This is a genomic window from Bacillus sp. EA-CB0995, from assembly GCF_055814245.1.
Map to the genome: position 1 here is coordinate 609,751 of NZ_CP169269.1, position 23,012 is coordinate 632,762.

17 protein-coding genes, 1 tRNA gene, 1 other RNA gene and 4 pseudogenes are annotated in these 23,012 nt (G+C 39.7%); 21 read left to right on the forward strand and 2 right to left on the reverse strand.

What is annotated here, in order from left to right:
- Nucleotides 1-138 precede the first annotated feature (138 nt).
- Both ACEWFJ_RS03150 and ACEWFJ_RS03155 read right to left on the reverse strand, forming a co-directional pair.
- Nucleotides 139-498 (reverse strand): annotated as a pseudogene (locus ACEWFJ_RS03150) (YhcN/YlaJ family sporulation lipoprotein); the annotation flags it as partial.
- Between the two features lie 164 nt (nt 499-662).
- Nucleotides 663-869: a DUF1657 domain-containing protein gene (locus ACEWFJ_RS03155; protein WP_098308440.1), complete on the reverse strand. Its 207-nt coding sequence runs from the start codon at nt 867-869 to the stop codon at nt 663-665.
- A gap of 418 nt (nt 870-1,287) precedes the next feature.
- Between ACEWFJ_RS03155 and ACEWFJ_RS03160 the strand changes: the two genes are divergently transcribed.
- The 21 genes and pseudogenes from ACEWFJ_RS03160 to ACEWFJ_RS03260 all read left to right on the forward strand — a co-directional run bounded on the left by ACEWFJ_RS03160 (nt 1,288) and on the right by ACEWFJ_RS03260 (nt 22,971).
- The gene (locus ACEWFJ_RS03160; RefSeq protein ID WP_473690368.1) at nt 1,288-3,201 is read left to right on the forward strand and encodes an APC family permease; all 1,914 of its coding nucleotides are present in this window, start codon (nt 1,288-1,290) and stop codon (nt 3,199-3,201) included.
- Nucleotides 3,202-3,534: 333 nt separating this feature from the next.
- Nucleotides 3,535-3,610: transfer RNA gene (locus tag ACEWFJ_RS03165), tRNA-Arg, on the forward strand.
- 588 nt (nt 3,611-4,198) lie between these two features.
- A pseudogene (locus ACEWFJ_RS03170) lies at nt 4,199-4,989 on the forward strand (slipin family protein).
- A 452-nt stretch (nt 4,990-5,441) separates the two neighbouring features.
- A complete protein-coding gene (gene rpoN, locus ACEWFJ_RS03175; protein ID WP_473690370.1) occupies nt 5,442-6,737 on the forward strand; it encodes an RNA polymerase factor sigma-54 in 1,296 nt (431 codons plus the stop codon).
- A gap of 9 nt (nt 6,738-6,746) precedes the next feature.
- A complete protein-coding gene (locus ACEWFJ_RS03180) occupies nt 6,747-6,995 on the forward strand; it encodes a glutaredoxin family protein (RefSeq protein WP_154711227.1) in 249 nt (82 codons plus the stop codon).
- Between the two features lie 132 nt (nt 6,996-7,127).
- Nucleotides 7,128-8,150, forward strand: coding sequence for a sugar-binding transcriptional regulator (locus tag ACEWFJ_RS03185; RefSeq protein WP_098308507.1), 1,023 nt, complete (start codon nt 7,128-7,130; stop codon nt 8,148-8,150).
- Between the two features lie 34 nt (nt 8,151-8,184).
- Complete coding sequence (gene gap / locus ACEWFJ_RS03190) at nt 8,185-9,189, forward strand: type I glyceraldehyde-3-phosphate dehydrogenase (protein WP_429706972.1); 1,005 nt, start codon at nt 8,185-8,187, stop codon at nt 9,187-9,189.
- A 134-nt stretch (nt 9,190-9,323) separates the two neighbouring features.
- The gene (locus tag ACEWFJ_RS03195; protein ID WP_429716821.1) at nt 9,324-10,508 is read left to right on the forward strand and encodes a phosphoglycerate kinase; all 1,185 of its coding nucleotides are present in this window, start codon (nt 9,324-9,326) and stop codon (nt 10,506-10,508) included.
- Nucleotides 10,509-10,539: 31 nt separating this feature from the next.
- Nucleotides 10,540-11,294, forward strand: a pseudogene (gene tpiA / locus ACEWFJ_RS03200) (triose-phosphate isomerase).
- The gene (gene gpmI, locus ACEWFJ_RS03205) at nt 11,291-12,820 is read left to right on the forward strand and encodes a 2,3-bisphosphoglycerate-independent phosphoglycerate mutase (RefSeq protein ID WP_473690373.1); all 1,530 of its coding nucleotides are present in this window, start codon (nt 11,291-11,293) and stop codon (nt 12,818-12,820) included. The pseudogene tpiA and the gene gpmI overlap by 4 nt, the downstream one beginning before the upstream one ends.
- A 14-nt stretch (nt 12,821-12,834) precedes the next feature.
- Nucleotides 12,835-13,200, forward strand: a pseudogene (locus ACEWFJ_RS03210) (2,3-bisphosphoglycerate-independent phosphoglycerate mutase); the annotation flags it as partial.
- A gap of 27 nt (nt 13,201-13,227) precedes the next feature.
- Nucleotides 13,228-14,520 (forward strand): phosphopyruvate hydratase, encoded by a 1,293-nt coding sequence (gene eno, locus ACEWFJ_RS03215; RefSeq protein ID WP_098308458.1) that lies wholly within the window; start codon nt 13,228-13,230, stop codon nt 14,518-14,520.
- A 294-nt stretch (nt 14,521-14,814) separates the two neighbouring features.
- On the forward strand, nt 14,815-15,183 hold the full coding sequence (locus ACEWFJ_RS03220) for a CidA/LrgA family holin-like protein (RefSeq protein ID WP_429719938.1): 369 nt from the start codon (nt 14,815-14,817) through the stop codon (nt 15,181-15,183).
- A complete protein-coding gene (locus ACEWFJ_RS03225) occupies nt 15,180-15,869 on the forward strand; it encodes an LrgB family protein (protein WP_429719939.1) in 690 nt (229 codons plus the stop codon). The genes ACEWFJ_RS03220 and ACEWFJ_RS03225 overlap by 4 nt, the downstream gene beginning before the upstream one ends.
- A gap of 102 nt (nt 15,870-15,971) precedes the next feature.
- A complete protein-coding gene (secG, locus tag ACEWFJ_RS03230; protein ID WP_098308464.1) occupies nt 15,972-16,205 on the forward strand; it encodes a preprotein translocase subunit SecG in 234 nt (77 codons plus the stop codon).
- 147 nt (nt 16,206-16,352) lie between these two features.
- Complete coding sequence (locus tag ACEWFJ_RS03235) at nt 16,353-17,093, forward strand: alpha/beta hydrolase (protein ID WP_098308466.1); 741 nt, start codon at nt 16,353-16,355, stop codon at nt 17,091-17,093.
- Between the two features lie 145 nt (nt 17,094-17,238).
- The gene (gene rnr, locus ACEWFJ_RS03240) at nt 17,239-19,551 is read left to right on the forward strand and encodes a ribonuclease R (protein ID WP_473692328.1); all 2,313 of its coding nucleotides are present in this window, start codon (nt 17,239-17,241) and stop codon (nt 19,549-19,551) included.
- A 73-nt stretch (nt 19,552-19,624) separates the two neighbouring features.
- On the forward strand, nt 19,625-20,092 hold the full coding sequence (gene smpB, locus ACEWFJ_RS03245) for an SsrA-binding protein SmpB (protein ID WP_473690376.1): 468 nt from the start codon (nt 19,625-19,627) through the stop codon (nt 20,090-20,092).
- A gap of 127 nt (nt 20,093-20,219) precedes the next feature.
- Nucleotides 20,220-20,581, forward strand: a transfer-messenger RNA (tmRNA) gene (ssrA, locus tag ACEWFJ_RS03250).
- Between the two features lie 325 nt (nt 20,582-20,906).
- Entirely contained in the window at nt 20,907-21,152 is a 246-nt protein-coding gene (locus tag ACEWFJ_RS03255; RefSeq protein WP_473690378.1) for a hypothetical protein, read from the forward strand.
- Nucleotides 21,153-21,522: 370 nt separating this feature from the next.
- Nucleotides 21,523-22,971: an NAD(P)/FAD-dependent oxidoreductase gene (locus ACEWFJ_RS03260; protein ID WP_473690380.1), complete on the forward strand. Its 1,449-nt coding sequence runs from the start codon at nt 21,523-21,525 to the stop codon at nt 22,969-22,971.
- The last annotated feature ends 41 nt before the right edge of the window (nt 22,972-23,012 follow it).

Consider the following 23,012-nt stretch of genomic DNA (forward strand, 5'->3'; position numbering starts at 1 on the left):
GTTTTGAAAAGTATCATTACGTATCGGAATGCATTTCTTTTTCACTATTTTTAGTTGTTTTTTTACTTCTTCTTTATCTACTTCTTTATTTTTAATCTTGGTATCTAACTTATCGAGTAACATAAAAATTTTTTTATCTGTGCTTACATAAATTTTTGCATTAGGATACATCTTTTTTAATGTTTGTTTTATTTCTTTTCGTAATTTCTTTAGTTGAAAGCGTTCACGATGCTTTGGTTTAACAGCTACATAAAGTTCGTTATTGAAATTAACAGCTTTGACTTCAAGTATTTCATCCATAGTAAGAATCTTATTTTTCGCTTCATTCGCTGCTGATTGATCAATAGATTCTATGTTTATCTTTGTTAGTTTCGCATCTGTTTTATTTGTTTTTTGTGCTGATTCTTGTTTTTCTTTTTTATCTAATGGACTGTGACATCCGCATAGGAAACTGAATAAGAGAAGGAATAACAAGGAGATTGTTCCGAATTTTCGCATGGTATCATTCCGTTTCTATTGCTTTATGTAATTTGATTTGAAAAAAGGATGATATTACATCACCCTTTTTTCAGCTAATCAGAAAGTATACATATGATAATGAATTAGCCTATGTGTAAAGAGTATCTGTAGGCGTACATTAATTAAGTATCATTCTGTTGTTGTTATTGCTGTGTATATTGAGGTTCTTCTTGTTCAACTTCTTGAACACGCGGAGATAAAGTCTCAATAATTGATTGCGTTTGTTGTGCTGCGCTTTGAAATAATTGCTTCGCTTGTTGGTTATCAGTATCAAGAGCGAATCCTTCTAAGCTTGCTTGTGCACTTTTTAATCCTGAAACAGTTTGTTTAAGTTTTGTAATTACAGTCATAACGTAATTCCTCCTCTGGTTGAGTTTGATTTCAATCATTAGAGTTTGTGAATGAGCACTGAAATATAATTACCAATTTTAGGGTTATTCGAAAGCGTGTTATTTTTAATTTTATTTATTAGGTATGTCGTATATTTAATTTTAAAAAATACAAGGAAATTAACATGAATAATGATGGAGTAGACATTACATAATATAGGAATAGAAGAATTTAGTTCTTCTATCCACCAATATGCAGCCCGTTAGCATGAAGCTAGCGGGTTTTTCGTATTATATATAATAAATTTCTAAATGTTGATTGTCGATTTTCTATTGTGAATATTTTCGAAAGCTACATAGTTTAGATTTTGTTGTTCAAAATATTATGTATCAATTAAAATAAGAGAATAAAAAATAGCAATTAAAAGGAGAAAAAGTTATGGATCATCATACTTTAGTTAGATGGTTGGAAGCGGTATTAATCATACTAGCGTTAGTTGCAATTTGGTTTTCTGCAAGCAATTTTAGTAGTGTGAAGCGATTTTTAATTGGTCGTCCTATGCGAACATCAGAGCTTCATGCGCACCATAACAAGTTATTTTGGTTGATTGCACTGCCTATCCTTTCGGCGGATTTGTATTCATCCGTTGCATATGGACCTGAATCAGGAATGACAGAGCTTGTAGGGCTTGGTCCTGATGCGAAATGGTTGATTTTACCTATTACAATTTCTACGATCGTTCTTTTGACGATTTTGATTGTATCGTATATTATGGGGGTTTTGGCATATCCAAACGGTGGGGGAGCATATGCCATTGCAAAAGATAACTTCAAGCCGCGATGGGTTTCTCTTGTTGCTTCTAGTTCGTTGCTCGTTGATTACGTGTTGACCGTGGCTGTATCTGTATCTGCAGCTATAGAAGCTATTTCATCTGCTTATCCTGTAGTTGCTCCTTATGAAACGATTTTGGCCATTTTGTGTGTTATTCTCTTAGTACTTGTGAACTTGCGAGGAGTAGCAGAATCAGCCCGCGTTTTTGCTTGGCCGACATTCGGTTTTATGGTTTGTATGTTAATTTTAATTTTTACCGGCTTTTTTGATGAATTTCGTCATGGATTTATACAACCAACTACACCATCCTTTGGAACGGTTCCAGAGGGATTAACAACTTTATTGATTTTGAAAGCATTCAGCTCAGCTTGTTCGGCGCTTACAGGAATTGAGACAATTTCGAATGCAGTTCCTATTTTTAGAGAACCACAGCAAAAAAATGCAATTAGAACTTATATTGCTTTAGGCACGATCACAGCTGTGACACTGTTAGGATTTTCGTATCATCTGTATGTGAAGGGAGTTACGCCAGATCCGCACAACACGATGTTGTCTCAGTTGACTGGTATGTATTTTGGACATGGAATTTTATATCAACTAATTATATGGTTTACGTTTATTGTTTTGATTTTAGCGGCAAATTCTACATTTACAGGATTTTCTCAGCTTGCTGCGATTGTAGCAGCAGATGGATTTTTGCCTCGAAGTTTGACAAATCGCGGAGACCGTTTAGGGTATTCAAACGGAATTATTGTATTAGCATCATTGGCATGTATTTTGATTATCTCGTTTCACGCGCATACGAATGCTTTAATTCCATTGTATGCGATCGGTGTTTTCCTTTCATTTACAGTAGCGCAAATTGGTTTGATGCGCCGCTGGAAACGAGTTAAAGGGCCAAATTGGAAAGTTAAGCTTACGATTAATACAGTTGGTGCTGTTATCACATCAATAGTTGCTGTTATTTTCGCTGTTACAAAGTTTACAGGCGGCGCTTGGGTTGTATTAGTTGTATTGCCTATTATCATTTTTATTTCAATGGCTATTCACAAGCATTATGAAGATATTGCAAAAGAACTGCGCATTGATACGCAAAGCATACGTCCAGAAGCAAGCCAGATAGTCACTCTTGTTTTAGTGTCAGGCGTTCATCGTGTTGTGAACAATACGATTTCCTTTGCGAAAAGCTTAGATGCTGATCCGATTGCTGTATACGTTGGTTTCGATGAGCAATCTATAGATAAAATGGAGAAGAAGTGGAAAGAGTGGGGAAATCCTTGTAGGCTGGTAGTTCTTCGTAGTAAATATCGCTCTATTCTTGAACCGCTGAATCGTCTTATTAAAACAATAGAGACGAAACAAGAAAATGGGGGACATATCCATATTATTATCCCGCAGTTTATTCCGCACAAATGGTGGCATCATGTATTACATAACCAGAGTGCACTTCTTTTAAGAATGTGGTTTATTCGTCATAAAGATATCGTGATTACAACGGTTCCATATCATTTGCATAAATAATTCATTTCGGTTATTTATGAATTTGCTACTGATAATCTGAGTTATATCGCCTGCGTCGTCAATCGACGCGGGCGTTTCTTTTATTGTATGAACGGATAAAGTTGAAGGGACGGAAGTATAGAAGAAGTGAAGTTACATGTAATATAAAGATGGCCTTTTCATTTCGATATCTAGCTGTAATGAAAGATAAGAGTCGTTCTGTAAACTGCGACGTAATAAGTAATTGCTTCCAAAACGAAGATATCGTATAATAAACATTACGCAAGGCGGCGTGAAAGTGTCTCTTGCGATTGTAAGCATAAGGGAAGTCCTTGATGCTATTATATATTTCATGCGCCCATAGCTCAGTTGGATAGAGCGGTGGTTTCCGGTACCACGTCTGCCGGGGGTTCGAATCCCTCTGGGCGCGTTCTAGTTGATATGACAGCGTTTGTGACGCGATCAACGCTGTCAAGAAATCGTGAAAGGACGGAAACAATACGAAACGTGATACGTGGGTTTAATCCCTTTGAACGTCCGTATATGTACCGTAGTTCACACGTCGAAAATCAAATAATATGTAAGCTGAAACTCTCGTCTGAATTATTTTTCAGATCGGGGGTTTTTTTGTTGTCTAAAAAACGATTGTAAAACGCGCTGTAAAGACAGGAATAATTTTATCCCTCATTAACGGGCAGTAAGACCCCCACTGATGGAGGTTTCACTTTATATCTAGCGCGGACATGGCGATTCTTCGGGAGAACTGGCGATGCCCTGAATGTTATGGAGTCGCTTATTAGCGAGGCTTGGCGATTCTACAGGGTATTTGGAATTTAGCTGTTAATCAGTATCAGACTATTAGTGAGGGTTTCGCTTATGCCCATCAAGTTAAGAAATGAGACTACCCCTAAAGCGTTAAAATGTACATGATACCCTATTTAGAAGTAAGAAAATTTGATAAAATAGGTATAGTTTATTAATTCGGGCAATTGTTGCCTATTTAAGGAGTTGACTTCGTATGATAGTACCTCTCATTTCTTTAATTGTTCTTTTAGTCATTGTCACTTTCAGTTCGATTCGAATCGTGCAACAGTATGAGCAAGGTGTTGTACTTCGATTGGGGCGTTATACTCGTTCGATTGAACCTGGTGTTCAATTTGTTGTACCATTAATCGAAACAGTACAAAAAGTGGATATGCGTATTCGAGTCGAAAATGTTGAGAATCAAGATATAATTACGAAAGACAGTGTTCCGGTCACTATAAATGCTGTTGTGTACTATCAAGTGGTCAATGCCCAAAAGGCACTTCTTGATGTTGAAAATTACCGTAAAGCAACTTCGACGGTAGCTCAAACTATTCTTCGTTCGAACCTGGGTGCTCACACGATGCAGGAAATGCTCACCGAGCAAAAAAATTGGATGATTTGTTGCGAAAAGAATTGGATAAAGCTACAGAACCATGGGGAATAAAGGTAACAGGGGTAGAAATACGCTCAATGGACCTTCCAGAAGGGTTACGTCGTGCAATGGCTAAGGAAGCAGAAGCGGAACGTGAGCGGGTTGCAAAGGTAATTGCTGCAAAAGGAGAGTATGAAGCAGCTGAAAAGCTTGCCCAAGCTGCCGAATTAATTAGTAAACAGCCAGCGGCACTACAATTACGTACGCTGCAAACTATGACAGAGATTGCAGCGGAAAAAAACAGTACCATCTTGTTTCCATATGAAATATCAGGATTAGCAAACCTGTTTACTAAACAACAACAGGAAATATCCACTGATCCTCAACCTGCTTCACGAGGAATAGAATAATAAGAACAACAATTTAAACTGTTAAAGCATGCGCGCTATCTAGTGCCATCAAGCTAACAAGATAAAATTCTCCCAAAAGGGGTTCGAATCCCTCTGGGCGCGTAAAAAACCCTAACTTATATTTTGAAGTTAGGGTTTTTTATTAGTTTGTTTATAAAGTTCTTAGAATATACAGGAGAAAAAGAGTAGTTTAAGTATAACGAAACTTCATTATACTTAAACTACTCTTTTTAATTGTTATTTCTTTGAATAGGAGTTACTATTAGTATGTGGTATAAAATTTGTGATTATTTTTAAAATTTCGGCATTTTCTTTCGGTATTACTCATTTTTTGGTTGTAATATATAAACTTAATTAATACATATGAAGTAATAATATATGGATGTTGGTATTTTGTAAGGATTCTCCTTTTGAGAAACTTATTGTACAATAGAAGTGAGGGGGAGATTAGATTGAAAGCAAGTCTTTTACAAGAACAAAGTTTACGTTTGGCAATGACGCAAGAGTTAAGACAAGCGATTACAATGCTCCAGTATAATGTGCAGGAATTAACGGAGTTTTTGTATGAGCAATCGCTAGAGAATCCCCTTATCGAGTTGGGGGGATTTGACAGGGAAAAGAAAAAGAGTAAAACAACAAGTAAACAAACAGAGAATCAAATGGAGATTTATAGTGTCGATTCAACGACGATTCAACAACATTTAGTCAATCAATTGCAGTATTATAAAATAGATGAAGAACAACGAAAAATTGCCTCATTCATTATTTTAAATGTGGATGAGAACGGGTATTTACAAGAAACAAATGAGGAATTAGCAGTACTATTATCGGTATGTGTAGAAGAAATTAATAGCTGTATGGAGCTCGTTCAATCATTAGAGCCAGCAGGGGTAGCTGCAAGAAATATTCAAGAGTGTTTATCAATTCAATTAAAGCGCTTACAAAAAAAGAGCGCATTAGCAGAAATGATTGTGGACGAACATTTTGCATATTTTGTAAAGAAAGATTGGCGCAAGTTAGTAAATGTGCTGAAATGTAGTACGGAAGAATTGCAAGAAGCTGTTCATGTTATTACATCGCTGCAGCCGAAACCAGGTTTGGCTTTTTCTTCGGAAAAACCGATGTACATCGTTCCTGATATGGCGGTGAAAAAAGAAGGTAATCGTTTGATAATCCAAATGAATGAACGTAATATGCCGAAGATTGAAATTCATTCAGAATATAGTGAGCTCCTTCATAATAGTGAAAGAGATGTCGCTTCTTATGTGTCTGAAAAATATCAGCATGTACAATGGATTATGCGCAGTTTAAAACAAAGAAAACAAACGCTTCTGAAAGTAATGGAAGTAATTATTGAAAAGCAGCGCGACTTCTTTATGAATGGCCCTCAATATTTAAAACCGCTTGCATTAAAAGAGGTGGCTGAGATATTAGGTGTCCATGAGTCAACAATCAGCCGTGCAACGCGTAATAAATATGTGCAAACACCATATGGTTTATTTGAGATGAAATCTTTCTTTAGTAATGCAGTAGCAACAACAGAGGATGAAGCAATTTCAACAAAGAGGGTGAAGCAGCTTATTCAAGAGTTTGTAGGGAAAGAAGATAAGAAAAAACCACTCTCAGATCAAAAGATTTCAAAAATGTTAGAGGAAGAACATGAAATTGTTGTTTCGCGCAGAACGGTAGCGAAATATCGAGAGCAGTTAAACATTCCGGCGTCTTCACTGCGAAAAACGATTGTATAGGTGATGAACATGGAGGTTATTCTATATACAAAGGAAGAATGTGGTCTTTGTCAGAAGGCGAAACAACTTCTGCAAGAGCTGAAAACTGAATATGTATTTGATCTAAAGGAAATAAATATTTATGAGGATGAGCAGCTGTTAGAGAAGTATCATCTTATGATTCCTGTCGTTGAAATTGAGGGAAAAGAGGTAGAATATGGAATCATTCACAAAGATGTCATAATAAACAGCATAATTCGCGCAATAAGAGTTGAATAACTTTGGATCTCCTGTTACAATAAAAACCGTAGCAGGGATTATTTTTTACTCTATGTGGGACACAATTTGTCACTACGGGACATATAATGACCATATAGGGAATGAACGAATGTGGTGAGGAGATACAATATGATGCGCTCATGGATTCAGTATACGAAAAAATTATTACCTGATCTGCTACCTGTTATGCAAACAAGAATGCAAATTCTTCAGTACATTCGGTTAACACAACCTATTGGCAGAAGAAACTTATCTGCAAGTCTTGGTATGACAGAACGAGTATTACGAAGTGAAGTACAAGTTTTGAAAGAAGAGAACTTGGTTCACGTCGCATCTTCTGGAATGACATTAACAGAAGAAGGAACAGCTGTTGTTCTTGCTTTGGAAGACTTTATGAAAGAAATTTCCGGTTTAAAGGTTTTGGAAAAACAGCTTAAGGAAACATTGGACTTGGATGAAGTTTTCGTTGTCCCTGGTGATAGTGATGAATCACCTTGGGTCAAGCTCGAGATGGGCCGCGCTTGTGTTGCTTGTATAAAAGATCGTCTGACAGCGAATAATATCGTTGCTGTGACTGGAGGAACAACCATAGCTGCCGTAGCTGATATGATGCAATTGGATTGCAGGGATCTACATACATTATTTGTCCCAGCACGCGGTGGAATAGGAGAGAGTGTTGAGCTAGAAGCGAACACAATCTGTGCGAAAATGGCACAAAATACGATGAGCAACTATCGCTTATTGTATGTTCCCGATCATGTGAGTAGCGAAGCATATGCGTCCATTGTGACGGAACCTTCTGTGAAAGAAATTCTTGAGTTGATTCGATCTTCCAATATTGTCATTCACGGAATTGGTGATGCCTTAACGATGGCGCGTAGACGAAGTACTTTAGAAGCAGATTGGATGAAAATTAAAGAAATGCAGGCAGTCGGTGAAGCGTTTGGGTATTACTTTAACGAACAAGGTGAAGTCGTTCATAAAGTACAAACGGTCGGCATGCAGCTTGAAGATTTACAACATGTATCTCATGTCGTTGCAGTTGCTGGAGGTTCATCAAAAGCGAAAGCAATTCAAGCAGTAATTAAGCAAGGGCACACTTCATTACTCATCACAGATGAAGGTGCAGCAAAAGAGTTAGTAAAGGGTAAATAACCCTTAATATACATCCCCCAAGGAGGAAATTCAAATGACTAAAATTGGTATTAATGGATTTGGACGTATCGGACGTGTGGTATTCCGCGCAGCTCTTAACAACCCTAACGTGGAAGTAGTAGCAATCAACGACTTAACAGATGCTAAAACATTAGCACATCTTTTAAAATATGATTCTGTTCATGGAGCAGTAAATGCAGAAGTATCTTCTAACGGCGACAGCATCGTTGTTAACGGTAAAGAAATCAAAGTTATCGCTGAGCGTGACCCAGCTCAATTACCATGGAGCGACTACGGCGTAGAAGTAGTAGTAGAATCTACTGGACGTTTCACTAAAAAAGCAGATGCTGAAAAACACTTAGGTGGATCAGTTAAAAAAGTTATCATCTCTGCACCAGCTTCTGACGAAGATATCACAATTGTTATGGGTGTTAACAACGAACAATACGATGCAGCTAATCATAACGTAATCTCTAACGCTTCTTGTACTACAAACTGCTTAGCTCCATTTGCTAAAGTATTAAACGAAAAATTCGGCGTAAAACGCGGTATGATGACAACAATTCACTCTTACACTAACGACCAACAAATCTTAGACTTACCACATAAAGATTTACGTCGTGCACGTGCAGCAGCAATGAGCATGATCCCAACTACAACTGGTGCAGCTAAAGCAGTAGCATTAGTATTACCAGAACTTAAAGGTAAATTAAACGGTGGTGCAGTTCGTGTTCCAACTGCTAACGTATCTCTTGTTGACTTAGTTGTTGAACTTGAGAAAGAAGTAACAGTTGAAGAAGTAAACGCAGCATTCAAAGCAGCTGCTGAAGGCGAATTAAAAGGTATCCTTGGATACAGCGAAGAGCCATTAGTATCTATCGACTATAACGGATGCACAAACTCTTCTACAATCGATGCATTATCTACAATGACTATGGAAGGCAACATGGTTAAAGTACTTTCTTGGTACGATAACGAAACTGGTTACTCTAACCGCGTAGTTGACTTAGTAGACTATATCGCTTCTAAAGGTCTTTAATTCATAAGTTTATCCGTAATTAATGACAAAACGAGGGAGAGGGTTTGTTCCCTCTCCCTTCTTTCGTTTTCTAAGCAAATGTGATAAGCTTTTGAATGGGTTTTGTCAATCCTAACTAGTCGGAGGGAAATCCAATGAACAAAAAATCAATTCGTGACGTAGATTTAAAGGGGAAACGAGTATTTTGCCGCGTTGACTTCAACGTACCTATGAAAGAAGGCAAAATTACAGACGAGACTCGTATTCGCGCAGCTCTTCCTACAATTCAATATTTAGTAGAGCAAGGTGCGAAAGTGATTTTAGCAAGCCATTTAGGTCGTCCAAAAGGACAAGTAGTAGAAGAAATGCGTCTAACTCCAGTAGCAGTACGTTTAGGTGAACTTCTTGGTAAAGACGTGAAAAAAGCGGACGAAGCATTCGGACCTGCTGTACAAGAAATGGTTGCAGCAATGAACGAAGGCGACGTATTAGTTCTTGAAAACGTGCGTTTCTATGCGGGCGAAGAAAAGAACGATGCAGAACTTGCGAAAGAATTTGCAGCTCTTGCTGATATCTTCGTAAATGATGCATTCGGTGCAGCTCACCGTGCTCACGCTTCTACTGCAGGTATTGCAGATTACTTACCAGCAGTATCAGGTTTCTTAATGGAAAAAGAATTAGAAGTACTAGGGAAAGCACTTTCTAATCCAGAACGTCCATTTACAGCAATCATCGGTGGTGCGAAAGTAAAAGATAAAATCGGTGTAATTCGTCATCTACTTGATAAAGTTGATAACTTAATCATTGGCGGTGGACTAGCTTATACATTTGTAAAAGCATCAGGTCACGAAATCGGACAGTCTCTATGCGAAGATGACAAAATTGAACTAGCAAAAGAGTTTATGCAGCTTGCAAAAGAAAAAGGCGTAAACTTCTACATGCCAGTTGATTGCGTCATTGCAGATGACTTCTCTGAAACTGCAAACCGACAAGTTGTAGATATCGATTCTATTCCTGCTACTTGGGAAGGATTGGATATTGGACCAAAAACAAGTGCAATTTATGCAGATGTAATTAAAAACTCTAAGCTTGTTGTATGGAACGGGCCAATGGGCGTGTTCGAAATGGCTCCATTTGCAGAAGGTACAAAAGCAGTAGGACAAGCATTAGCAGATGCAGAAGGTACATACTCTGTTATCGGCGGTGGTGACTCTGCAGCAGCTGTTGAAAAATTCGGTATGGCTGATAAAATGAGCCACATTTCTACTGGCGGCGGTGCGTCATTAGAATTTATGGAAGGTAAAGAACTTCCTGGTGTAGTTTGTCTTAACGACAAATAATTAGCAGCCAAGAAAAAGGACGGTGCAAAGCATGCGTAAACCAATTATCGCAGGTAACTGGAAAATGAATAAAACTCTATCTGAAGCAGTTAGCTTCGTAGAGGAAGTAAAAGGTCAAATCCCAGCAGCTACAGCTGTTGATGCGGTTGTTTGCTCGCCAGCTCTTTTCTTAGAGCGTCTTGTAGCAGCTTCAGAAGGAACTGACTTACAAGTAGGTGCACAAAACATGCACTTCGAAAAAATGGTGCATTCACTGGCGAAATTAGCCCAGTAGCACTTAGCGACTTAAAGGTGAGCTACGTAGTACTTGGCCACTCTGAGCGTCGTGAAATGTTTGCTGAAACAGACGAAACAGTAAACAAAAAGACGTTAGCAGCATTTGAGCACGGTTTAACACCAATCGTTTGCTGTGGTGAAACGTTAGAAGAGCGCGAAAGCGGAAAAACATTTGATCTTGTTGCAGGTCAAGTGACTAAGGCACTTGCAGGTTTAACAGAAGAGCAAGTGAAAGCAACTGTTATCGCATATGAGCCAATTTGGGCAATCGGTACAGGTAAATCTTCTTCTGCACAAGATGCAAACGAAGTATGTGCGCACATCCGTAAAGTTGTTGCTGAAGCTGTTTCTCCGGCAGCTGCAGAGGCAGTTCGTATTCAATACGGCGGCAGCGTAAAACCTGAAAACATTAAAGAATATATGGCACAATCTGATATCGATGGTGCTTTAGTTGGCGGTGCAAGCTTAGAGCCTGCGTCCTTCTTAGGTCTTTTGGAGGCGGTAAAATGAGAAAGCCAACAGCTTTAATCATTCTTGATGGTTTTGGACTACGTGAAGAAACTTACGGGAATGCTGTAGCACAAGCTAAGAAACCTAATTTCGACGGCTATTGGAACAAGTTCCCTCACACAACACTAACAGCGTGCGGTGAGGCGGTAGGCCTTCCAGAAGGTCAAATGGGTAACTCTGAGGTAGGTCACTTAAATATTGGTGCCGGCCGCGTTGTATACCAAAGCTTAACGCGTGTAAACGTTGCAATTCGTGAAGGTGAGTTCGATCAGAACGAAACGATTCAAAATGCAATGAAACACGTGAAGGAAAAAGGTACAGCCCTTCATTTATTCGGCTTACTTTCTGATGGCGGTGTGCATAGTCACATTGACCATATGTTTGCTCTTCTTCGCTTAGCTGCAAAAGAAGGCGTGGAGAAAGTATATATCCATGCGTTCTTAGATGGCCGCGATGTTGGTCCGCAAACAGCAAAAGGTTATATCGATGCAACAAATGAAGTGATAAAAGAAACAGGAGTAGGACAGTTCGCGACAATCTCCGGTCGTTACTACTCCATGGACCGTGACAAGCGTTGGGATCGCGTTGAAAAATGTTACCGTGCCATGGTGAACGGCGAAGGCCCTACTTACAAAACAGCATATGAGTGTGTGGATGACTCATACGCAAATGGTATCTACGATGAATTCGTATTGCCGTCTGTAATGGTAAATGAAGATGAAACGCCAGTTGCAACAATCAATGATGATGATGCAATCATCTTCTACAACTTCCGTCCAGACCGTGCAATTCAAATTGCTCGTGTATTTACAAACGAAGACTTCCGTGAGTTCGATCGTGGTGAAAAAGTACCTCACATTCCAGAATTCGTTTGTATGACACACTTTAGTGAAACGGTAAAAGGTTATGTAGCATTCAAGCCAATGAACTTGGATAATACGTTAGGTGAAGTTGTTTCACAAGCGGGATTAAAACAACTTCGCATTGCGGAAACTGAAAAGTATCCGCACGTTACATTCTTCTTTAGCGGTGGTCGTGAGGCTGAATTCCCAGGAGAAGAGCGTATCTTAATTAACTCACCAAAAGTCGCAACATACGACTTGAAACCAGAAATGAGCATTTATGAAGTAACAGATGCTCTTGTAAATGAAATTGAAAATGATAAACATGATGTTATCATTTTAAACTTTGCAAACTGTGATATGGTTGGCCATTCTGGGATGATGGAACCAACAATTAAAGCAGTAGAAGCAACTGACGAATGTTTAGGAAAAGTTGTAGAAGCAATTCTTGCAAAAGATGGTGTAGCACTTATTACTGCTGACCATGGTAATGCTGACCAGGAATTAACTCCAGAAGGCACACCGATGACAGCTCATACAACGAACCCGGTTCCTTTCATCGTTACAAAAGAAGGTATTGAGCTTCGTGAAGGCGGTGTTTTGGGAGATATCGCTCCAACAATGCTTACACTTCTTGGTGTTGAACAGCCAAAAGAAATGACAGGTAAAACAATTATTAAATAATTACACATATGAATGACAGACACGATGTTATCATTCTAAACTTTGCAAACTGTGATATGGTTGGCCATTCTGGGATGATGGAACCAACAATTAAAGCAGTAGAAGCAACTGACGAATGTTTAGGAAAAGTTGTAGAAGCAATTCTTGCAAAAGATGGTGTAGCACTTATTACTGCTGACCATGGTAATGCTGACCAGGAGTTAACTCCAGAAGGCACACCGATGACAGCTCATACAACGAACCCGGTTCCTTTCATCGTTACAAAAGAAGGTATTGAGCTTCGTGAAGGCGGTGTTTTGGGAGATATCGCTCCAACAATGCTTACACTTCTTGGTGTTGAACAGCCAAAAGAAATGACAGGTAAAACAATTATTAAATAATTACACATATAAAAGGAGAGAAATAATATGCCAGCAATTTTAGATATTTATGCTCGTGAAGTTTTAGACTCTCGTGGTAACCCAACTGTAGAAGTAGAAGTATACACAGAAAGCGGCGCATTCGGACGCGCATTAGTACCAAGTGGTGCATCTACTGGTGAATACGAAGCAGTAGAATTACGTGACGGTGACAAATCTCGTTACCTTGGTAAAGGTGTTCTTAACGCAGTAAATAACGTAAACGAAGTTATCGCTCCAGAAATCGTTGGTTTCGATGTAACTGACCAAGCTGGAATCGACCGTGCTATGATCGAATTAGACGGCACTCCAAACAAAGGTAAATTAGGCGCTAACGCTATCCTTGGTGTATCTATGGCAGTAGCTCACGCAGCAGCTGATTATGTAGGTCTTCCATTATACCGTTACCTTGGTGGATTCAATGCAAAACAATTACCAACTCCAATGATGAACATCATCAACGGTGGTTCTCACGCTGACAACAACGTAGACTTCCAAGAGTTCATGATCTTACCAGTTGGTGCTCCAACATTCAAAGAAGCAATCCGTATGGGTGCTGAAGTATTCCATGCATTAAAAGCTGTATTACATGACAAAGGTCTTAACACAGCAGTAGGTGACGAAGGTGGATTCGCTCCAAACCTTGGTTCTAACCGTGAAGCGTTAGAAGTAATCATCGAAGCAATCGAAAAAGCTGGTTACAAAGCTGGCGAAAACGTATTCTTAGGAATGGACGTTGCTTCTTCTGAGTTCTACAACAAAGAAACTGGTAAATATGATCTTACAGGTGAAGGTCGCAGCATGACTTCTGCAGAAATGGTTGATTTCTACGAAGATCTTTGCAAAAACTTCCCAATCATCTCTATTGAAGATGGTTTAGACGAAAACGACTGGGATGGCCACAAGTTATTAACTGACCGTCTTGGTAAAAAAGTTCAATTAGTTGGTGACGACTTATTCGTAACTAACACTCAAAAACTTGCTGAAGGTATCGAAAAAGGTATCTCTAACTCAATCTTAATTAAAGTTAACCAAATCGGTACTTTAACTGAGACTTTCGAAGCAATCGAAATGGCTAAACGTGCTGGTTACACAGCAGTTGTATCTCACCGTTCTGGTGAAACTGAAGATGCTACAATCGCTGACATCGCAGTTGCAACTAACGCTGGCCAAATCAAAACTGGTTCTATGAGCCGTACTGACCGTATTGCGAAATACAACCAATTATTACGCATCGAAGACGAACTAGGCGAAATCGCTGTTTACGATGGTTTAAAATCTTTCTACAACCTTAAAAAATAATTGTAGAATATAAAGACCGGCCGTGAGAAATCACGGCCGGTTTTATTTTTCTCCTGCTATTTACGGTCAAATTCTCACCTCTAGTATCCTCTTTAAAAGTCTGAAAATATAAACTTTATGCTGCGATAAGTTCATTTCATTCCTGATTACGTTTACAAATACAGTAAAAAAGCCATTGTAAGCGCATACCATGGTCGGTTTTTCTTGTCAATTCGGGAAATTGCGGGTTTTTACAATTTATACTATGATAAATATAGAAATATAAAGAATCGTATAATGAAGGATGATAGACAGATGAAATTCACAAAAATTATTGTCCAAGTAGCAGCACTTTACGTGTTTAATATGATTGGCACGTGGATCCAAGAAGCGCTGCACATCCCAATTCCAGGGAGTTTAATAGGGATGTTCTTGTTGCTCATATTGCTCGGTTTAAAAGTCCTTCCAGTAAAATGGTTTGAATTAGGAGCAGAAACATTGATGGCTCTTATGCCATTTTTATTAATTCCTCCAACCATTGGTTTAATGAATTATGGTTCTTTTTTTATGAATAAAGGTATTTCGCTGTGTATTACCGTTATCGCGAGTACGTTTTTAATTATTGTTGTAGCAGGACATACAGGACAATATCTTGCGACTAGAAAGGAAAAGGAGACACAATGAGTATAGTAATCGGAATTGGTTGGATTATTGTAACGGCTTTATTGTATCAACTGTCAAAGAAGATTTATCAATGGCTTCCATCACCGTTTACAGTTCCAATGCTTGTTGCAACAGCTTTAATGATCTTGTTGTTAGTCGTATTTGATATACCATATCAACAATACATGCAAAGCGGCGGGGGCTGGATTTCGCAATTGCTTGGTCCTGGTGTGGTAGCATTTGCAATCCCTCTATATAAACAACGTGGCGTTTTGAAGAAGTATGTTGTACCAATTGCTGGTGGTGTATTGGTGGGAACGATAGTTGCGATTGCAAGTGATATGATAATTGCCACAATTATGGGAACGGATAAAAGCTTAATTTTATCTTCCTTACCAAAGTCAGTAACAATGCCAGTAGCCATGAGTGTGTCACAAGAAGTTGGTGGTGTACCATCGTTAACTGCAGCTTTCGTAGTAGTTGCAGGAATATCTGGAACCATTTCTGGTCCTATTTTATTAAAATGGAGCAGAGTGACAAATTCTGTTGGAAAAGGAATTGGATTTGGCTGTGCATCTCATATTATGGGTGTTATGCGTGCGATGAAAAATAATGAGCATGAAGGTGTAATTGGATCAGTAACAATGACATTAACAGCAATCTTAACATGTATACTTGGTCCGTTGTTTGCGGCGCTTTTTATTTAATGTGGTGAAGTATTCGGTGAGTGAGAGCCCATGAGACGCTCTCGCTTTTCCAATTATTTTATGATACATTTAAAGTAATCGAAACTTTAGGAGGCATGTAAAGTGCATACGTTTTTATCAGTTTTACTTATTATTGTATCACTGTTATTGATTGTACTTGTATTAATGCAATCTAGTAAGAGTGCTGGTTTATCCGGTGCAATTTCCGGCGGAGCAGAGCAATTATTCGGTAAGCAAAAAGCACGCGGAATAGAAGCTATATTAAACCGCATTACAGTTGTTGTTTCTATACTATTTTTTGTATTAACATTTGCTGTTACGTACTTACAAGTATAAAATAAAAAGATTCGCCTTTTTCGGGTTGAATCTTTTTTTACTTTAAGCAAAAAAAGTTTCTAATTAGATTATGGAAAAGAAACTATGATAAACTATAAATAGACCATATATGAAGATTACATTATAGGAAGAGAAGGAGAACGTAAAATGAAGCTAGCATCCCCAAAACCGTTTACATTTGAAGCGGGAGAACGTGCAGTTTTACTATTACATGGATTTACAGGGAACTCTGCAGATGTTCGTATGCTCGGACGTTATTTAGAGACAAAAGGTTATACATGTCATGCACCGATTTATAAAGGTCATGGTGTACCGCCGGAGCAACTTGTACACACAGGTCCAGAAGACTGGTGGAAAGATGTTATGGCAGCGTACCAACATTTAAAAGATAAAGGATATGAAAAGATTGCAGCTGTTGGTTTATCACTGGGCGGCGTTTTTTCGTTAAAACTTGCTTATACAATGCCGATTATTGGAGTTGTACCAATGTGTGCACCGATGTACATTAAGAGTGAAGAAATCATGTATCAAGGTATATTAGCATATGCCCGCGAATATAAAAAACGTGAGCGTAAATCACCAGAGCAAATTGAAGCAGAGATGTTTGAATTCAAACAAACACCGATGAACACATTAAAAGCACTGCAAGGTTTAATTCGTGATGTACGCAATAACATTGATATGATTTATGCACCGACGTTTGTCGTTCAAGCACGTCATGATGAAATGATTAATACAGATAGCGCAAACATTATTTATAACGGTGTAGAGTCAAATTTAAAAGAAATGAAATGGTACGAAGATTCCACGCATGTAATTACGCTGGATAAACAGCGTGATGAGCTGCACGAAGATGTATATAACTTCTTGGAGCAACTAGATTGGTAAGATCTAGTTGCCTCTTTTTTACATAAAAAACATCATTTATACATGGTTATATTTTCGGATAGACTATAGAATACGAGGATTTAAAAGGAGGTTTTTGTACTTGGAAGAAATCATTCAAGCAAACATCGATAAATTGTTATCGTTTATGAAAGAAGAAGCATATAAGCCGCTTACTGTGCAAGAATTAGAAGAAGCATTTGGTATTGAAGATGCAGCGGATTTTAAAGAGTTTGTGAAAGCACTTGTAATTATGGAGGAAAAAGGGCTTGTTGTTCGAACAAGAAGTAACCGCTATGGTCTTCCAGAAAAGATGAACTTAGTGCGCGGTAAACTAATTGGACATGCCCGTGGATTTGCGTTTGTCGTACCTGAGGAAAAAGGGTTAGATGATATTTTTATTCCGCCAACAGAATTAAAGGGTGCACTGCACGGCGATACAGTATTAGCACGTATTAGTTCGGAATCAAGCGGTTCACGCAAGGAAGGGACAATTGTTCGGATTATAGAACGCGGAACAAAAGAATTAGTTGGTACATATACAGAATCGAAAAATTTTGGATTTGTTCTCCCTGACAATAAGCGATGGGCGAGCGATATTTTCGTTCCAAAAAATGCTTCTATGGGTGCAGTAGAAGGACATAAAGTCGTTGTTAAAATTACGAGCTACCCGCAAGATCGTTTAAGTGCAGAAGGAGAAGTTATTCAAATTCTTGGTCATAAAAACGACCCAGGCGTTGATATTTTATCAGTTATCCATAAGCATAACTTACCGCTTGCGTTTCCGGCAGATGCAATGGAGCATGCGAACAGTGTACCAGAAACAATTGATGAGAACGATTTACAAGGGCGCCGTGATTTACGAGACCAAACAATTGTTACAATTGATGGCGCGGATGCGAAAGACTTAGATGATGCGGTTACAGTAACGAAACTTGAGAATGGTAACTACAAGCTCGGTGTACACATTGCGGATGTAAGTCATTATGTTACGGAAGGATCTGCAATTGACCGCGAAGCAGCTGAACGAGGAACGAGTATTTATCTTGTAGACCGTGTAATTCCGATGATTCCGCATCGTTTGTCTAACGGAATTTGTTCATTAAATCCAAAAGTAGATCGTTTAACATTATCTTGTGAAATGGAAATTAATGATCAAGGGGAAGTAGTGAGTCATGAAATTTTCCAAAGCGTTATTAAAACGACGGAGCGTATGACATACTCTGATGTGAAGCAGATTCTAGACGATGAAGATGAAGAATTAATGGCTCGTTATGAACCGTTAGTACCAATGTTCCAAGAGATGGGGAAATTGGCTGCCATTTTACGTGAAAAGCGGATGCGCCGCGGGGCAATTGATTTTGACTTCAAAGAAGCGAAAGTGCTAGTGGATGAAGAAGGAAAACCGACTGATGTGATTTTACGTGATCGTTCTGTAGCTGAGAAGTTAATTGAGGAATTTATGCTTGTAGCAAACGAAACAGTCGCTGAGCATTTTCACTGGATGAACGTACCGTTTATGTACCGTGTTCACGAAGATCCAAAAGAAGATAAATTAGAGCGTTTCTTTGAGTTTATTACAAACTTTGGTTATGCGGTAAAAGGTCGCGGGAACGAAGTACATCCGCGTGCGCTTCAACAAATTCTTGAAATGGTACAAGGTCAGCCTGAAGAGATTGTCATTTCGACAGTTATGCTTCGTTCCATGAAGCAAGCTCGTTATGATGCAGAGAGTATCGGCCATTTTGGTTTATCTACAGAGTTTTATACACATTTCACATCACCAATTCGCCGTTACCCAGATTTAATTGTGCACAGATTGATTCGCACGTATCTCATTAACGGAAAAATCGATAGTGAAACACAGGCGAATTGGCGCGAAAACTTACCGGATATTGCCGAGCATTCTTCCAACATGGAGCGCCGTGCTGTTGAAGCAGAGCGTGAAACGGATGAACTGAAAAAAGCAGAGTACATGCTTGATAAAATTGGTGAAGAATACGATGGTATGATTAGTTCTGTAACAAACTTCGGTTTATTCGTAGAACTTCCAAACACAATTGAAGGTCTTGTTCATGTCAGCTATTTAACAGATGATTACTATCGCTATGACGAACATCATTTTGCGATGATTGGCGAACGTACAGGAAACGTCTTCCGCATTGGTGATGAAATTACGATTCGCGTTGTGAATGTAAACAAAGATGAGCGTGCGATTGACTTTGAAATTGTCGGCATGAAAGGCAATGTGAAACGACAACGAAAAGATCGTCCTGTTGTGATTGAGCAGCCAAAAGGAAATAGAAGAAAACGTGGCGGTGGCGGCCGTGAAAATAATCGCGGTGGACAAGACAACGAGTCAAACCGAAATATAAATGGAAAACGAAATGGTACTAAAAAGAAAAAGGCATTCTTTGAAAATGCACCGAACTTTAAGAAGAAAAAGAAAAAACGTAAGTAAGAAAGAAGCCATATATGGCTTCTTTCTTCATATTTTGCTACAATGATAAAAATGAAGGGAGGCGTCAATCGAGATGCCAAAAGGTCAAGGAAAAGTCATCGCACAAAATAAAAAAGCATATCATGATTATTTTATTGAAGAAACATATGAAGCAGGTCTTGTCCTTCAAGGAACGGAAATTAAGGCGATTCGTGCAGGTCGTGTAAACTTAAAAGATGCCTTTGCACGTGTGCAGAATGGTGAAGTATGGGTACATAATATGCATATTAGTCCATATGAACAAGGAAATCGTTTTAACCATGATCCGCTTCGTACAAGAAAGTTACTTCTTCATAAAAAAGAAATTTTAAAGCTTATTGGGTATACGAAAGAAACAGGCTATACGCTTGTGCCGCTTAAAATTTATTTGAAAAATGGATTTGCGAAAATGGAACTTGGTTTAGGTAAAGGTAAAAAGCAATATGATAAGCGCCACGATTTAAAAGAGAAGGAAGCAAAGCGCGAAATTGCACGTGCATTCCGTGATCGTCAAAAAGCATAATACAGAAATTTACAATTGCAAAATGGCGAACGTATGCTATAATAACAAATGTAAGGCCAGTTGAACATTGAAAAACAGCTCAATAGCAGCTATCACGAATATACTTCGTATGCTCCATTTCTTATATGGGGACGTTACGGATTCGACAGGGGTAGTTCGAGCTTAGGTTGCGAGTCGAGGGGATCGGCCTCGTTAAAACGTCAAAGCCTATAACTGGCAAACAACAAAACAACTTCGCTTTAGCTGCTTAATAACAGCTTTTAGCGGTTCGTCCCTCCATCGCCCATGTGGTAGGGTAGCGGACTCACTCTAAGTGGGCTACGCCGGAGTTCACCGTCTGAGGACAAAGGAAGAGAACAACCAGACTAGCAATTCGGAAGCCCGTCGATAGGCCGAAGAATTTGCGAAATGCTAATATATCGACTACACTCGTAGAAGCTTAAGTGCCGATACTTTTGGACGTGGGTTCGACTCCCACCGTCTCCACCAATACATATTTGGTGGTTTTTTTATTTTGTTATAACAGGAAGCATAACTTTGCATAAAATGCAGGTTTATGCTTCCTTTTTTGTTGTGCAAAGATATGCTTCGCTAAAGTCGTAATTATTTATAGCTACATTTAAGATTTTTATTATACGGTGTTTTCTGTACATGAAAGCACCTCTTGTTAACATAAAATCGAAGTATCGCAAAACCCTTAAAAGTCGCGATGTTTATAAAAAAGATGCGATGTTTATAAAAATGTTGTGATGCTCTCCCCATTAGATGGTTATCTAAAGGGTTTCCGATAACCGTGGAAGAGGCGATCTATGACGTGGAGCGTGTTTTGTCCGGAAACGGATCCACGCGATACATTGCTTACTGTCATACAGAAAATGGGGCAATCTGTCGCCGAGATTGGAAAACAGGATGGACAGGACGGATCACGGAAACGGCCAATCAGGTTGTAGAGCTGCAAAAGACCATTGAGGAATTGAAGCAACAACTTAGCGAGGCTCAAAGGCAGATTGCTGCAACAAAGGAACAAGCAAATAAGCCTTGGTGGAAACGTTGGAAGTAAGTAACTAAGCCTTCGTATTTTCAAGCTTGATTTTTGCCCAAATTCCGCCCTGGGCGGCGATTTTCTAAATTGTACTGAAAACTAAAAATCGGCCTCTGTTCGCATCGCGTGCGAAGGGGGCCGATTTTTGTTTTTCTTAGGTTTGCTCGAAATTGCACCCCGATCGTGGTACCGGCGGTCGCAGAAATGTTCATAAAAGTCTGGATTTTGGACATATGTCCGTCGAAAGTATCAAAGAAAATTTTGCTGCAAGTAATGGTCTTTCTCGCATTTGACTAAATCACAATTCTTGTCTGTCAGACATAAATATAAAATGTATTATTCTTTTGTTGACTGATTTAATCAATCATAAAAAAAGGAGAGTTAGCTTATGGAATACAATCTTCGAATGGGAAAAGCAATCGTTATCGGAGGTAGTATGGCAGGTTTGATGACTGCTCGCGTATTGGCGGATGTTTATGGAGAAGTGCTTGTTATTGATAAAGATAAATATCCGGAACATCCGGTTGATCGGGCTGGCGTACCTCACGGTTTCCATCCGCATCGATTCACAAATCGCGGCAAAATGATTACGGAAAATCTGTTTCCCGGCTACGAAGAGGAGTTGGCCGCGCTTGGCTCGCCTTCCTCGCTCAATAAGAAAGCGCATATTATGAATCCGTATGGGATCGTCAGCGGACCTTATATGCGCAATGATTATAAATTCAGCCGCGCCGTGCTTGAATGGGTCATCCGCGGACGCGTGAGCGCGAGTCCGAATGTGAGGTTTCTTCAAGGGCATGACGTACTTGAACTCATTGCAGCTCCAGACTGTTCAGCCATTACCGGAGTACGGGTCCGGGAGCGGAAAGTTGCCGGAGAAGAAAGTGTCCGGATGGCCGACCTGATCGTCGATGCCAGCGGACGAACCTCCCGGCTGCCAGAGTGGCTGGAGAGCCTGGGGTACGAAGTGCCGAAGCCTGATCTGATGAAGACGGCCATCGGGTACAGCACTCGTCGCTATACATTGCCGCCTGCAATGCGACATCTGGCCGAAGAGTGGGATGTCGTCAACATTATGGGCCAGCCGGAGAACAACACCTTTACAGGCGTCTTCTCCTTCATTGAGAATCAAGTCGCCGAACTGCTGCTGTACCGTCCCGGAGGGAAATTTCCTCCTACAGATGCGGAGGCGTTCGAACAAACGGTGGTCGGGCTGCCGTCTTCCCTGATCGCGGAGATCGTCAAGGATTTGGAACCTGTCGGCAACCCGCGGGGCTTTCGTGTAGCGGAATTATACCGCCGCCATTATGAACAGGTTCACCATTGGCCTGCTGGCCTGCTCGTCATTGGTGATGCTTACTGCATCTATGATCCGATTTTCGGTCAAGGGATGACGGTTGCGGCAATCGAAGCGGAAATACTGCAATCCTCTTTGCGAGAGCAGCTTAGCGATCCGAAGCCGCAGTTTGAAAAGCGGGTACTTAAACGAATGCAGCGTGAAGCCATTACGCCTGCCTGGTGGCTGAACTGTGCGGCGGATTTACAGTGGGAGGGCGTTGAATATGAAGCCGGGTCAGAACCGCTTGAAGGGGTAGATTTTTGCCGGAAGGTGATGGATATGCTGCTTAAAGAGGGCACGGTGAATCGCAACTTCCAGCTTTACGGCATGTATTGGGGAGTAAACACATTGTCTGTTCCGCTTGGTGAGCTGTTCAATCCGCAAATGATCAGAGCGGTGCTGGAAGCATCGGACGAAGGAAAAGAAATCCTCGCCGAGCTGCTGGAGCAGCATCATCGGCCGCTTGAAGAAATACTGGAAAAGATCATTCCACGATAAGAGAAGCCGTACATTCCGTAAAAATAAAGAACCTGCCGCCT

What these genes read in the sequence shown, in the direction of transcription:
- ACEWFJ_RS03155 (WP_098308440.1), bottom strand. Translation starts at nt 869, where the DNA reads ATGACTGTAATTACAAAACTTAAACAAACTGTTTCAGGATTAAAAAGT.
- ACEWFJ_RS03160 (WP_473690368.1), top strand. Translation starts at nt 1,288, where the DNA reads ATGGATCATCATACTTTAGTTAGATGGTTGGAAGCGGTATTAATCATA.
- ACEWFJ_RS03180 (WP_154711227.1), top strand. Translation starts at nt 6,747, where the DNA reads ATGGAGGTTATTCTATATACAAAGGAAGAATGTGGTCTTTGTCAGAAG.
- ACEWFJ_RS03185 (WP_098308507.1), top strand. Translation starts at nt 7,128, where the DNA reads ATGCGCTCATGGATTCAGTATACGAAAAAATTATTACCTGATCTGCTA.
- gap (WP_429706972.1), top strand. Translation starts at nt 8,185, where the DNA reads ATGACTAAAATTGGTATTAATGGATTTGGACGTATCGGACGTGTGGTA.
- ACEWFJ_RS03195 (WP_429716821.1), top strand. Translation starts at nt 9,324, where the DNA reads ATGAACAAAAAATCAATTCGTGACGTAGATTTAAAGGGGAAACGAGTA.
- gpmI (WP_473690373.1), top strand. Translation starts at nt 11,291, where the DNA reads ATGAGAAAGCCAACAGCTTTAATCATTCTTGATGGTTTTGGACTACGT.
- eno (WP_098308458.1), top strand. Translation starts at nt 13,228, where the DNA reads ATGCCAGCAATTTTAGATATTTATGCTCGTGAAGTTTTAGACTCTCGT.
- ACEWFJ_RS03220 (WP_429719938.1), top strand. Translation starts at nt 14,815, where the DNA reads ATGAAATTCACAAAAATTATTGTCCAAGTAGCAGCACTTTACGTGTTT.
- ACEWFJ_RS03225 (WP_429719939.1), top strand. Translation starts at nt 15,180, where the DNA reads ATGAGTATAGTAATCGGAATTGGTTGGATTATTGTAACGGCTTTATTG.
- ACEWFJ_RS03235 (WP_098308466.1), top strand. Translation starts at nt 16,353, where the DNA reads ATGAAGCTAGCATCCCCAAAACCGTTTACATTTGAAGCGGGAGAACGT.
- rnr (WP_473692328.1), top strand. Translation starts at nt 17,239, where the DNA reads ATGAAAGAAGAAGCATATAAGCCGCTTACTGTGCAAGAATTAGAAGAA.
- smpB (WP_473690376.1), top strand. Translation starts at nt 19,625, where the DNA reads ATGCCAAAAGGTCAAGGAAAAGTCATCGCACAAAATAAAAAAGCATAT.
- ACEWFJ_RS03260 (WP_473690380.1), top strand. Translation starts at nt 21,523, where the DNA reads ATGGAATACAATCTTCGAATGGGAAAAGCAATCGTTATCGGAGGTAGT.